Source organism: Massilia sp. UBA6681 (assembly GCF_002454935.1).
Classification (GTDB): Bacteria; Pseudomonadota; Gammaproteobacteria; order Burkholderiales; family Burkholderiaceae_D; genus Telluria; species Telluria varians.
In genome coordinates this window covers 67,633-79,725 of the sequence record NZ_DKJX01000027.1, presented here as the reverse complement: position 1 = coordinate 79,725, position 12,093 = coordinate 67,633, and the positions used below count along the sequence as shown (strand labels likewise).

The following is a 12,093-nucleotide window of genomic DNA, read 5'->3' as shown; positions in this document are numbered from 1 at the left end:
GGGCTCGGTTACAGGTGATGATGCTGGTTATGCCGCCACGCGGAAGCGCGACACGGAATCCTTCAGTTCCTGGGCCAGCAGCGCCAGTTCGCGGATCGACTGCGCCGTCTGGCGCGTGCCGCCCTGGGTCTGCTCGGTCACCGAGAGGATATGCTGCATATTATGGGCCACACCGTTGGCGGACGTCGCCTGCCGTTCAGCAGCGCCGGAAATCTCCTGGATCAGCTCCGCCAGGCGGTTCGACACGCGCGAGATGTCGATCAGCGCCGCACCGGCCGCATCGGACAGGCGCGCGCCCTCGACCACGCCCTGGGTCGACTGTTCCATTGCCGCCACGGCGTCGTGGGTGTCGGCCTGGATGGTGCGCACCAGCGCGCCGATGCCCTTGGCCGCCTCGGCCGAGCGCTCCGCCAGGCGCTGCACCTCTTCCGCCACCACCGAGAAGCCGCGCCCGGCCTCGCCCGCCGACGCGGCCTGGATCGCCGCGTTCAGCGCCAGCACGTTGGTCTGTTCGGTGATGTCCGAGATCAGGTCGGTGATCTCGCCGATCTCCTGCGAGGATTCGCCCAGGCGCTTGATGCGCTTCGAGGTTTCCTGGATCTGCTCGCGGATCTCGTTCATGCCCAGGATCGCGTTCTGCACGGCGCGCGCGCCCTGCTCCGCCGCCGCCACCGACTGGCGCGCCACGTCGGCCGATTCGGTGGCCGAACGCGACACCTCGGAAATCTCGGTGGCCATGCGCAGCACCGTGCTCGATGCTTCCTGGATCTCGTGCGACTGGGCGTCGGCCGCGCCCAGCAGCTCGGTCGACACCGCCTGGGCGCCGCCGGCGGCGCGCGTCACCTGCTCGGCGGTCCTGATGACGCGCAGCACCAGCTCGCGCAGTTCCTCGACCGTGTAGTTGACCGAGTCGGCGATCGCGCCGGTGATGTCTTCCGAGACGGTGGCGTGCACGGTCAGGTCGCCGTCCGCCACTTCCTGCAGTTCGTTCATCAGGCGCAGGATCGCCGCCTGGTTCTGGTCGTTGGTGGCCTTGGCTTCCTCTTCCTTGGCCTGGGCCAGCTGGCGCATCGCCTCGGCCTCGCGGCGGCGCGCTTCGGCGCCGCGCGCGCGGTTGCGCGAGTCCAGCAGCATCACGCGGCTGATGCTGCCGCCCATGGCCAGGGTGAAGATCGAGGCGCCGACCAGCAGCCAGAACCAGCCGCTCCTGGTGTCCAGCGCGCTGCGGTACAGGAGCTGCGCCCGGGCCAGGGTCGAGCGCAGGCCCTCGTTGTCGCGCGCGATGACCTGCTCGGCGGCGTGGGAGGCGTTGAACTTGTGCCCGTTGGTGGAGAGCGGCGCCAGGCCTTCCTGCCAGCCCTTGTAGGCGGTGCGCGCATCGACGACGCGCTCGCGCAGGACGGGATCGATGCCGGCGCCGTTGCCGTCGGCCAGGCTGTCGAGCAGCGCGCCCAGTTCGGCGCCGTCGCGCACGATGGCGCGGGCGGCCTCGCGGTGGGCCGCGCCCGGCGCCAGGAAGGCATGGGTCGACACCGACAGGCGCTCGGCCAGCGCGGCCAGGCGGCCAAGGGCGGCGTTGCCGGGCTGCTTGTCGGCGATCGATTGCAGCTCCTTGGCGAGCGGCTCGAACTTGTCGACGCTGGCGCCGAAGCCGACCAGGTGGCGCTTGTTGCCGACGATGGTGGTGGCGGCCGCGTTCGAGGCGACCCAGGCCGAGCGCGCCTTGGCAAGCAGCGATTGCAGCTCGCCGGAGGACGCGGGAATGGCCTTGCCGTCGGCCTGGCCGCCGCGCGCCAGCAGTTGCAGCAGGCGGCCGACTTCGGCGCGGCTGTCGTCGAGTTCGTTGAAGGCGCCCATCTCGCCGCGCAGGGCGTTCGGTGCGGCCTTGGCCACGCGCTGGGCATGCATCAGGGCGTCGGAGGCGATCTGGCCCTGGTTCGAGACCACGTCGGTGCGCGCGGCGTTCTGCCACATCGACAGCACGGTCAGCAGGATACCGGCCACGAAGGCGGCCAGCACCAGGCGCAGCTGGCGCGACAGCGACAGGTGGCCGATCAGCGGCAGGCGCAGCTCGTCGCCGTCGCCGGCGGATTCACCCGCGCCCGGCTGGGATTTGCGCGGGCGGGTGCTGCCGAGGCGGCGCGCGGCGGCGTCGGCCGAGCCATGCGCGGCGCCGTCATGGGAAGGCGGCGCCAGCACGCCGGGGCCGAACTGGGTGTCGGGCGAGGCCAGCACGGTATCGTCGTCCGCGCTGTCCTTCGAGAATACGTTCATGCTGAGTTTCGAGGCGAATCCCATACCGGCTCCTGGTCCTGCTTTTGTTGTATTGGTTAGCTGCGTCCGTCCGGCTGCTGCGCCACGTGCAGGAAGCGCTCTTCCCGCACCAGGGCCGCCAGCGAGAGCGGCGTCCACAGCTGGTCGTCGGCGTCGCGCAGGACCTCACCCTCGCGTTGCATGCCGGCCGCCTGGCGCAGGCCGTACACGCGGTCGGCCAGCAGCGCGCAGTTGAAGCCGAGCGTGGGGGCGAAGGTGACGAGACGGGCGGACGGCCCCGAGGCCGGCTGTCCTTCCTCGCCGAGGTAGCGCGCCAGGTCGATGACGCCGACCAGGGTGCCGCGCACGTTGGCCAGGCCCAGGTACCAGGGCTGGGTCAGGGGCACGCGCGCCAGCGGCACCGGCGACACGATTTCACCGGCTTCCAGCAGGTCGAGCAGGTAGCGGGTGCCGCCCACCTGCATGCCGAGCTGCTGGATCGGCGCGCCGCCGCCGCCCTTGGCCGCCTGCATGCGTTCGAGGAGCTGCTCCTGGTATTCGCGCAGGCGGGTGCGGCGTGCCGCAGGGTCGAGCCTGGCCTCGCCCCCGCTCATGCTGCGGCGGCCGCCGGCCCGGCGTCGAGCGAGGCGATGCTGGCCAGCAGCAGCGCCGGGTCGACCGGCTTGATCAGGTAGTCCTTGGCGCCCTGACGCATGCCCCAGATGCGGTCGGTTTCCTGGTTCTTGCTGCTGCAGATGATGACCGGGATCTTGCTGAGCTCGGGGTCGCGCGCGATCGAGCGCGTCACCTGGAAGCCGTTCGCGCCGGGCATGACCACGTCCATCAGGATCAGCTGCGGGCGCTCGGCGCGGATCTTGTCGATCGCCTCTTCGCCGTTGACGGCGGTGCTCACGGCATAGCCGGCGCGCGCCAGGATGTCGGTCAGGTAGAAGCGTTCGGTCGGGGAATCGTCGACGATCAGGATGTGTTGAATGGCCACCTTGGGCTCCGGGGTCGGTAATCGGTCAAGCCTTCGCCGCCGTGTGCTCGCGCACCGCGGCCAGCAGGCTGTCCTTGGAAAATGGTTTGGTGAGGTAGGCGCTGGCGCCCACCATGGCGCCGCGCGCACGGTCGAACAGGCCGTCCTTGGACGACAGCATCAGCACCGGGGTGGCGTGGAAACGCGCGCTCTTCTTGATCAGGGCGCAGGTCTGGTAGCCATCGAGGCGCGGCATCAGGATGTCGCAGAACACCAGCGCAGGGTGATGGTCGTTGATCTTGGCCAGCGCATCGAAGCCGTCATCGGCCAGCACCACCTGGTAGCCGGCCTGGGTCAGGAAGATTTCGGCGGAACGGCGGATCGTGCTGCTGTCGTCGATCACCATGATGGTCAGGCCGGTTGGGTGCGGCGATGTCGTCATTTTCGTTTCACTTCAGCATGAAGCGCCACGATAGCACAGGGTTTTCGCCTTGTGCGTGATGTGTTGCAATACGTCAACTATGGAGTTCACATTCCCGTAACATCCTGCAAACACACATGTTTTTGACACAATCTTAAATAGCGGTCATCTCGAAATCGTCCTTGCGGGCGCCGCACTCCGGGCAGGTCCAGTTCATCGGCACATCGGCCCAGCGGGTGCCCGGTGCGATGCCGTCGTCCGGGGCGCCGGCGGCCTCGTCATAGACCCAGCCGCAGATCAGGCACATCCAGGTCTGGAAGGGGGCCGTCGAATCGTTACTCACAATATGCTTCCTCGGTAAAGTAAAATGGAGAGTCGCGTATATTAATCCAGGCGTCGTGCAAAACCAAACCTTACCCCTGATCCTGACATTTGGCGTGTCCGACCCGGTCGGCGCGCTCGGCGTGCAGGCCGACCTGGCCGCCTTCGCCGCACACGGATGCCACGGCTTGTCGGTGGTCGCCGGGCTGCTGGTCGCCGACAGCGCCAAGGTGGAAAACCTGCACGAAGTCGACAGCGACTGGATGGCCGACCAGGCCCGGGTCCTGCTCGAGGACATGCCGGTAGCCGCCTTCAAGGTCGGCGCCGTGGCCACCGTGCTGCAGCTGGCGGCGATCGCCGAGATCGTGTCCGACTATCCGGACGCGCCCCTGATCCTCGACCCTTTCCTGTCCGCCCTGCCCGACTCGGGCCTGGCCGACGAAGAGATGCTGTCCGCGATCCGCTCCATCCTGGCGCCCCAGACCACCGTCCTGATGCTGTCGCAGTCGGAGCTGGGCCGCATGGCCGAGACCTGGCGCGAGGTGCCCGACGAGGGCGAAGAGAGCGCGGATGCCCTGCTGGCGGACGTCGCCGAACTGACCAATGCCGGCTGCCAGTACGTGCTCGTCACCGGCACCCGCGACAAGGATGGCACCTGCTCCAACACCCTGTTCGACGCCGACGGCGTGGTCGCCAAGGTCGAGTACCAGCACCTGCCGGGGCCTTTCGTCGGCGCCGGCAACACCTATTCGGCGGCCTTCACCGCCCTGATGGCCTGCGGCATGGAAGCGCCGCAGGCGCTGTTCGCCGCCCAGGAGTACACCACCGGCGCGCTCGAACACGCCCAGCGCTTCGGCATGGGCAAGTTCATTCCCAACAAATTCTACCGGGGCTGAACAAGTCCCCTTCGCTACCATGACTGACACCCAGCCTTCCATCTCAAAGAACGACCAACTGTTCGCCCGCGCCCAGCAAACCACGCCGGGCGGCGTGAATTCGCCGGTGCGCGCCTTCCGCTCGGTGGGCGGCACGCCGCGCTTCATCACCCGCGCCGAGGGCCCGTATTTCTGGGATGCCGACGGCAAGCGCTACATCGACTACATCGGTTCCTGGGGTCCGGCCATCGTCGGCCACGCGCACCCGCAGGTGATCAAGGCGGTGCAGGAAGCCGCAAGCCGGGGCCTGTCCTTCGGCGCCCCGACCGAGGGCGAGATCGAGATCGCCGAAGAGATCTGCCGCCTGGTGCCGTCGATCGAACAGGTGCGCCTGGTCTCGTCGGGCACCGAGGCGACCATGAGCGCGCTGCGCCTGGCGCGCGGCGCCACCGGACGCGACAAGATCGTCAAGTTCGAAGGCTGCTACCACGGCCACGCCGATTCGCTGCTGGTGAAGGCCGGTTCCGGCCTGCTCACCTTCGGCAACCCGACCTCGGCCGGCGTGCCGGAAGACTTCGTGAAGCACACCCTGGTCCTCGACTACAACAACATCCCGCAGCTGGAAGACGCCTTTGCCTCGATGGGCGACACCATCGCCTGCGTGATCGTGGAGCCGGTGGCCGGCAACATGAACCTGATCCGCGCCACGCCGGAATTCCTGCAGCGCATGCGCGAGCTGTGCACCGAGTACGGCACGGTCCTGATCTTCGACGAAGTGATGTGCGGCTTCCGCGTGGGCCTGGGCGGCGCCCAGGAGATGTACGGCATCAGGCCGGACCTGACCGCGCTGGGCAAGGTGATCGGCGGCGGCCTGCCGGTGGCGGCTTTCGGGGGCCATGCGGAGCTGATGCAGAAGATGGCGCCGCTCGGCCCGGTGTACCAGGCCGGCACCCTGTCGGGCAACCCGGTGGCGGTGGCGGCCGGCATGACGACCCTGAAGCTGATCCAGGAGCCGGGCTTCTACGAGAAGCTGGGTGCGGCAAGCAGCCGCCTGGTGAAGGGCCTGACCGAGGCGGCGCAGGAGAACGACATTCCCTTCTGCGGCGACGCGGTGGGCGGCATGTTCGGCTTCTACTTCTCGAACAGCATCCCGTCGACCTACGGCCAGATGATGGCGGGCGATAAGGAGCGCTTCAACCGCTTCTTCCACGGCATGCTGGACGAGGGCGTGTATTTTGCGCCGGCCATGTTCGAGGCCGGTTTCGTGTCGGCCCAGCACAGCGATGCGGTGATCGACGAGACGGTCGAGGCGGCGCGCCGGGTGTTCAAGCGCATCGGCTGACCAGGCTGTAGAAAAAAAACCGGGCGGGGAAATAGTATTTCACCGCCCGTTTCTTTTTGAAATTTTATTTCATCAGCGCAGCCAGCCGCGGCGCTGGAAGTACAGCAGCGGCGCCGCGATCGCCGCCACCATCAGGCCCAGGGCGAAGGGATAGCCGTAGGCCCATTCGATCTCCGGGAAGACCTTGAAGTTCATGCCATAGATGCTGGCGATCAGGGTCGGCGGCAGGAAGGCCACCGAGGCCACCGAGAAGATCTTGATGATCTTGTTCTGGTTGATGTTGATGAAACCGACAGTGGCATCCATCAGGAAGTTCACCTTGTCGAACAGGAAGGACGTGTGGCCGTCCAGCGATTCGATGTCGCGCAGGATCTGGCGCGCTTCCTCGAACTGGTCGGCGTTGAGCAGCCGGCCGCGCATCAGGAAGCTGACCGCGCGCCGCGTGTCCATCATGTTGCGGCGGATCCGGCCGTTCAAGTCTTCCTCGTGCGCGATCGCGTTCAGCGCGGCGGCCGCGTCCTGGTCGGTGAATTCCTTCTGCAGCACGCGGGTGGAAACTTCTTCCAGCGCCTCGTAGATGCCCTCCAGCGCGTCCGCCGAGTACTCGGCGTCGGTCGCGTACAGGTCGAGCAGCACGTCCATGTAGTCTTCGATCGAGCCGGGACGCGAGCGCGCGCGCAGGCGCACCAGGCGGAACACCGGCAGGTCGTCGTTGTGCACCGAGAACAGGATTTTCCCGGACAGGATGAAAGCGACCGTGACCACCCGCGAGGGGCCGTCCTCTTCCTCGAGCAGGAAGTCGGTGCGCAGGTGCAGGTCGCCGTTCTCGGCTTCGTAGTAGCGGGCCGAGGCCTCGATGTCCGACACCTCGTCCTCGCCCGGCAGCGTCACCCCATAGGTCGTCTTGACCAGGATGCGCTCCTCGTCGGTGGGCTCGTTCAGGTCGACCCAGACCGGCGTCACATTCTCCAGGTCTTCGCGCGAGTCGACGCTGACCTGGTTCAGGCGGCCATTTTGTAGGACAAATACGTTGATCATGCGCTTTTCTCGGCCGGGATTCGAAAACTGCCGCAAGTGTAACCGACAGCCCCGGCAAGCGGCCACCCCGTAACGACAATTTCGTCACAGGACGGCGGCGCTCAGCGCTCAGGGCAGCTCGGCGAAACGCATCTGGCGCTGGATCGCGTTGGCGCGGCGCGCAAGGTAATTGGTCACGCCGCGCTTGTCGTAGTAGCGCGGGTTGGGCAGCATCACCGCCAGGCGCGCCGCCTGAGCCGGACCCAGGTTGGCGGCCGAGCTGCGGTAGTAATGGCGGGCAGCGGCTTCGGCGCCGAACACGCCGCGGCCGAATTCGACCACGTTCAGGTAGATCTCGAGGATGCGGCGCTTGGGCATCACGGTCTCGAGCATGAAGGCGATGATCATTTCCTGCCCCTTGCGCAGGTAGCTGCGCGAGCCGCTCAGGAACAGGTTCTTGGCCAGCTGCTGGGTGATGGTCGAGCCGCCGCCGACCACCTTGCTACGACGGTTGTTCTTCTCGTAGGCCTTTTCCAGCGCTTCCCAGTCGACGCCGTCGTGCTCGTTGAAGCGCGCGTCTTCCGAGGCGATCACGGCGCGCTTGAGGTTGTTCGAGATGCGCTCGTAGGGCACCCACTGGTGCTTGAGCTGCGCCTTCGGGTTCTTTTCCTGCAGCGCCGCCAGCTGCTGGCGCATGAAACTGGTCGAGGACGGATTGAACATCGCATACCAGCAGACCATGACGAAGAAGTAGAGCTGAACCAGCAGCACCAGCAGGATCGGCCCGAGGATCAGCCACTTGAGCCAGCGGCGCGAGGGCTTCGCAGCCACTTTGCGGGTTTTACCCATCGTTATTGTCGTTGTGCTCATCGTTGTTATTTAGGGGCGCATCTTCCTGAATACCTCCGCCGTATCGGGCCGCACGCCGCGCCAGATGGCGAAGGCCTCGGCCGCCTGCTCCACCAGCATGCCCAGGCCGTCGCGGGTGGCGGCGCCGTGGCCGGCCGCGAATGCCATGAACACGGTAGGCTGGTTCCCGTACATCATGTCCAGTGCCAGCGTGCCCGGGCCGAACACGCTCGCCGCTACCGGCGGCACCTCGCCCGCCAGGCTGCCGGAGGTGGCGTTGACGACGATGTCGAAGCTGCCCGTTACCGCATCGAAGCCGCTGCCCTGCACCGGGATGCCGTAAGGAGCGAAGTCGCGGGCCAGCTGCACGGCGGTAGCCACGGTGCGGTTGGCGATCACGATCTCGCGCGGGCCCTGCTGGATGAACGGCAGCAGGGCGCCGCGCGCGGCGCCGCCGGCGCCCAGCAGCAGGATGCGCTTGCCGCGCAGCGCGACGCCCGCGTTGCGGGTGATGTCGGCCACCAGGCCGGGCCCGTCGGTGTTGTCGCCGACGATCTCGCCATGCGCGAACACCAGGGTGTTGACGGCGCCGGCGGCCCTGGCCCGCTCTTCCAGCCGGGTGCAGACTGCCACGGCTTCGATCTTGAACGGCAGGGTGACGTTGGCGCCCTTGTAGCCTTCGGCCACCAGGCGCCGAACGGTCGCGGCAAAAGCGTCGAGCGGCGCGAGGCAGCGCTCATAGACCAGGTCCTGGCCGGTCTGGCGCGCGAAGATGGGGTGGATTTCGGGGGATTTGCTGTGGGCGATCGGGTTGCCGATCACGCAGTACTTGTCAGTCAACCGTTCTCTCCTCGCAGTTCCGTCTGCATCTTTTCTTCGCGCGTGAAGCGGAAGCGCGTGATCACTTCCCACAGGTCGTCCTTGCCCTGCGTGCGCATGTTGGCCGGGAAGTTCCCGAAGGGCGCGGCCTGGCGCACGATTCGCAAGGCTGCCGCATCCAGGGCCGGGTTGCCGGAGCTGCGTTCGACGCGCGGGCCGCCATCCTTCGTATAGAGGGTGCCGTCCTGGAACACCGGGATGTAGACCACCAGCTCGCCGTACAGCTTCTTGCCGCTGTGCTGCGGGAAGTTGAGCGTGCCGACTTCCTCGATCCGCTTCTGCATCTCCTTGTAGTAGAGCGCATAGCCGACCTGGCGCGTGCTGGGCGTGATCTGGGTGCGCTTGGGGCGCTTGTTCTGGTCTTCGATGCGCTCGATGACCTCGGCCGCGGCGCGCGAAATGGCGCGGCTGGTGTCGAGGGCGTCGGCACCTTGGCGGGTAGGGTCGGGCTTGTCCTGCTCGGTCTTGGGCGGCGCATGGAAGCTTGACGAGCGCACGCGGGTCAGGACGTTCTGCTGTTGCTGTTCCAGTTCGGCGATGCGGCGCTGCAGGGCCTTGATGCTTTCGCCGTTCTCGATTCTCCGCAGGTCGGGCAGCGGGGAACGGGCGCGCCCGGCGTCCGCGGTGCCGCCGCCTTCCAGGTTGGCCTGGGCCAGCGCGTCGGCCTTCACCGGGGCCTTGGCATGCTTGGCGTTGACCAGGATGACTTCGAGTCCCGGGTCGGCCGGCTGCTGGCGAAAGGCGTCCGGCGCGGCAAAACGCAGCGCCAGCAGCCCCGCGTGCGCGAGCACGGAGACGCCGAGGGCGATCATCAGGGGACGGTTATCTTGCAAATACTTCACTGCGCGTGCCCGGACGGGCTGTTGGATCAGGGATGGGGCATTCTAACCTGCAACTGCGAGCATGGGGAGATTGCGGGGGTGTGGTGCAACATCGATGGCGGCTGCGGAACGAACTTGGATCCCGGCCTTCGCCGGGAGTCATGAGCGCCAGTGGCGCGCATGACAGCTCATAGCGTAGTGGCTAGCCCTAAGACCGTCGTTCCGGCGAAGGCCGGAACCCAATTTGACGTTTAAGTCACTGCGTTCCTGCGCTAGCAGGAACCTGGACACCTTCCTCAGTCGTCACCGCGGCCACGACACCCTCGGCTTCCACGACTTCGGCCAGCGCCGCCTCGCCGGTATCGCCCTCTTCCTCTTCTTCCAGCTCCAGCGACGCATCCGGCGCCACCGCCGCCACCTCGAGCAGGCGCGCCTCGAGCGACAGGTCGACTTCGTCCCAGCGCACGATATCGAGCCTGACCTGGGCGCCGCGCGCCAGCTGCGGCATGCCGGCCAGGCGCGCCACCAGCGGGATCTCGACCAGGCGCACCACGTCTTCCTTCAGCACCACGGCGTCGACCTGCTTGGCGTTCTCCTGACCCAGCCAGCGCAGGCACCAGTAGCGCTCCATGTTCTGCTGGAAGTCGTTGTAGGCCGCGTAGGCCGCATCAAACGCCGAGACGATCGAGAACAGGGTCGCGTCGCGGTGCTTGAACGGCGCCACCAGCGGCGCGGTCACGCCGTGCGAGGCGCAGGCCAGGATCTGCCACTGGTTCACCAGGTCGGTGTAGCGGCGCAGCGGCGAAGTGCTCCAGGCGTACTGGTCGACGCCCAGGCCCTGGTGCGGGGCCGCGTGCGTGACCATGCGCACCTGGATCTTGGCGTTCCAGCCGCCCGCGCCCGGCCCCTGCGAGCGGTAGATGCCCGGCACGCCCGAGTCGTGCAGCAGCTTGCCCCAGGTGCTGTTCGCGAAGATCATCAGCTCGGCCACGATCTTGTCGAGCGGCGCGCCGCGCTTGCGGCGCACGATGCTCACCACGTCGTCGTCCACGTAGAAGTTGAAGTCGACGCGGTTGGCCTGCTCCGGCTTGAGGCCGAAGGCTTCGCGCTTCTTCATGCGGCCCGCTTCCAGGTGCAATGCCCACTGCCACAGCAGGCCCAGCTCTTCCTTGTGCGGGTAGTCGACCGTGCCTTCGCCGCTGCCCTCGTTCAGCGCTTCCTCGGTCACGATGGCGTCGAGCTCGTTCAAGCGCAGGTTGCGCTTGATCGGCACGCGCTCGGCGCGGGTGGTGGTCGACACCACGCTCCAGTCGGCGGGATCGAGCACCGCGTACAGCGACAGCGCCGGGCAGTCCTTGCCCTCGGACAGGGTGAAGGCGTCCACCACCTCGTCCGGCAGCATGGTGATCTTGTCGCCCGGCATATAGACGGTGGACATGCGCGCGCGCGCGATCTTGTCGATCGCATCGTCCGGACGGATGCCCAGGCCCGGCGCCGCGATGTGGATACCCACCTGCACCGTGCCGTCGTCCAGCCAGACCACCGACATGGCGTCGTCGATCTCGGTGGTGGTGACGTCGTCGATCGAGAAGGCGGCGACGTCCGCCAGCGGCAGGTCGCCTGGTGCCTTCGGCAGCGGAACGCCGCCCGCCTCGACCGCCGGGAAGCCGGCGCCGCGCGGGAAGTGCTCGAACAGGAAGCGCGACATGTGCAGTTCCTTCGGCGAAGCCAGTCCGCCCGTGCTCAGCATCAGGCGCGGCGCCGTGGTCTGCAGCTCGGAGGCGGCCGCTTCCAGCGCCTTGTATTCGATGGTGTTCTTGTCCGGCTTGAACAGCAGCTGCTGCACGATGGACTGCATCGATTGCGGCAGCTTGCCGGCCTTGAGCTCGTCGACGTAGCCGGCCTGCACGATGGCCTGCTGCTTCTTCTTTTCGATGCCGGCCAGGGCCGCCTTCAGGGTCTGCTCGGGGGCGGCCTTGTAGCGCCCGCGCCCCTTTTTATGGAAGTAGATCGGCGCCGCGTGCAGCGCCAGCACCAGGCCGGCGGCCTCGCTCGGCAGCGGCGCATGGCCGAAATACTCCAGGCCGAGTTCGGCGAAGCCGAATTCTTCCTGGCCCGCGACCTCCCACAGGAAGTCCAGGTCCACCTCGGCGGCGATGCCCTTGGCCGCGGCCAGCAGCGCATCCGGCTCGGGTTTGTCGAACTGGATCAATACGTCCCTGGACTTGACCTTGCTGCGCTTGCCGCTGGCCAGCTCCACCTGGTAGGCCTCGCCGGCCTGCGACAATACCGTGCCGACCTTGAAATCGCCCGACTCTTCAAAAAATACGTTCATG

Annotated in this window: 12 protein-coding genes; 2 read left to right on the top strand and 10 right to left on the bottom strand. The window is 67.2% G+C overall.

Annotated features, from left to right (window positions below):
* Window positions 1-27: 27 nt before the first annotated feature.
* The 5 genes from B2R83_RS03405 to B2R83_RS03385 form a co-directional block, all read right to left on the bottom strand.
* Window positions 28-2,274 carry a methyl-accepting chemotaxis protein gene (locus B2R83_RS03405; protein ID WP_292038280.1) on the bottom strand — a complete coding sequence of 749 codons (2,247 nt, stop codon included), beginning with the start codon at window positions 2,272-2,274 and terminating at the stop codon, window positions 28-30.
* 56 nt (window positions 2,275-2,330) lie between these two features.
* Window positions 2,331-2,867 carry a chemotaxis protein CheW gene (locus tag B2R83_RS03400; RefSeq protein ID WP_036215291.1) on the bottom strand — a complete coding sequence of 179 codons (537 nt, stop codon included), beginning with the start codon at window positions 2,865-2,867 and terminating at the stop codon, window positions 2,331-2,333.
* On the bottom strand, window positions 2,864-3,253 hold the full coding sequence (locus tag B2R83_RS03395; RefSeq protein ID WP_292038279.1) for a response regulator transcription factor: 390 nt from the start codon (window positions 3,251-3,253) through the stop codon (window positions 2,864-2,866). Before B2R83_RS03395 ends, B2R83_RS03400 begins: the two co-directional genes overlap by 4 nt.
* 25 nt (window positions 3,254-3,278) lie before the next feature.
* Window positions 3,279-3,674: a response regulator gene (locus tag B2R83_RS03390; RefSeq protein ID WP_036215297.1), complete on the bottom strand. Its 396-nt coding sequence runs from the start codon at window positions 3,672-3,674 to the stop codon at window positions 3,279-3,281.
* 133 nt (window positions 3,675-3,807) lie between these two features.
* Entirely contained in the window at window positions 3,808-3,960 is a 153-nt protein-coding gene (locus B2R83_RS03385; protein WP_029755924.1) for a rubredoxin, read from the bottom strand.
* 91 nt (window positions 3,961-4,051) lie between these two features.
* Between B2R83_RS03385 and B2R83_RS03380 the strand changes: the two genes are divergently transcribed.
* Both B2R83_RS03380 and hemL read left to right on the top strand, forming a co-directional pair.
* Complete coding sequence (locus B2R83_RS03380) at window positions 4,052-4,870, top strand: hydroxymethylpyrimidine/phosphomethylpyrimidine kinase (protein ID WP_349681041.1); 819 nt, start codon at window positions 4,052-4,054, stop codon at window positions 4,868-4,870.
* Between the two features lie 19 nt (window positions 4,871-4,889).
* Window positions 4,890-6,191 (top strand): glutamate-1-semialdehyde 2,1-aminomutase, encoded by a 1,302-nt coding sequence (gene hemL / locus B2R83_RS03375; RefSeq protein WP_292038277.1) that lies wholly within the window; start codon window positions 4,890-4,892, stop codon window positions 6,189-6,191.
* Window positions 6,192-6,263: 72 nt separating this feature from the next.
* Here hemL and corA read toward each other — a convergent pair whose 3' ends face one another.
* The 5 genes from corA to B2R83_RS03350 all read right to left on the bottom strand — a co-directional run bounded on the left by corA (window position 6,264) and on the right by B2R83_RS03350 (window position 12,092).
* Entirely contained in the window at window positions 6,264-7,229 is a 966-nt protein-coding gene (gene corA / locus B2R83_RS03370; RefSeq protein ID WP_036215305.1) for a magnesium/cobalt transporter CorA, read from the bottom strand.
* A 108-nt stretch (window positions 7,230-7,337) separates the two neighbouring features.
* Entirely contained in the window at window positions 7,338-8,057 is a 720-nt protein-coding gene (mtgA, locus tag B2R83_RS03365) for a monofunctional biosynthetic peptidoglycan transglycosylase (protein ID WP_292038276.1), read from the bottom strand.
* A 30-nt stretch (window positions 8,058-8,087) separates the two neighbouring features.
* Window positions 8,088-8,897 carry a shikimate dehydrogenase gene (gene aroE / locus B2R83_RS03360; protein ID WP_292038275.1) on the bottom strand — a complete coding sequence of 270 codons (810 nt, stop codon included), beginning with the start codon at window positions 8,895-8,897 and terminating at the stop codon, window positions 8,088-8,090.
* Complete coding sequence (locus tag B2R83_RS03355) at window positions 8,894-9,748, bottom strand: energy transducer TonB (protein ID WP_292038340.1); 855 nt, start codon at window positions 9,746-9,748, stop codon at window positions 8,894-8,896. The genes aroE and B2R83_RS03355 overlap by 4 nt, the downstream gene beginning before the upstream one ends.
* Window positions 9,749-10,013: 265 nt before the next feature.
* Window positions 10,014-12,092: a ribonuclease catalytic domain-containing protein gene (locus B2R83_RS03350; protein WP_292038273.1), complete on the bottom strand. Its 2,079-nt coding sequence runs from the start codon at window positions 12,090-12,092 to the stop codon at window positions 10,014-10,016.
* Window position 12,093 lies beyond the last annotated feature (1 nt).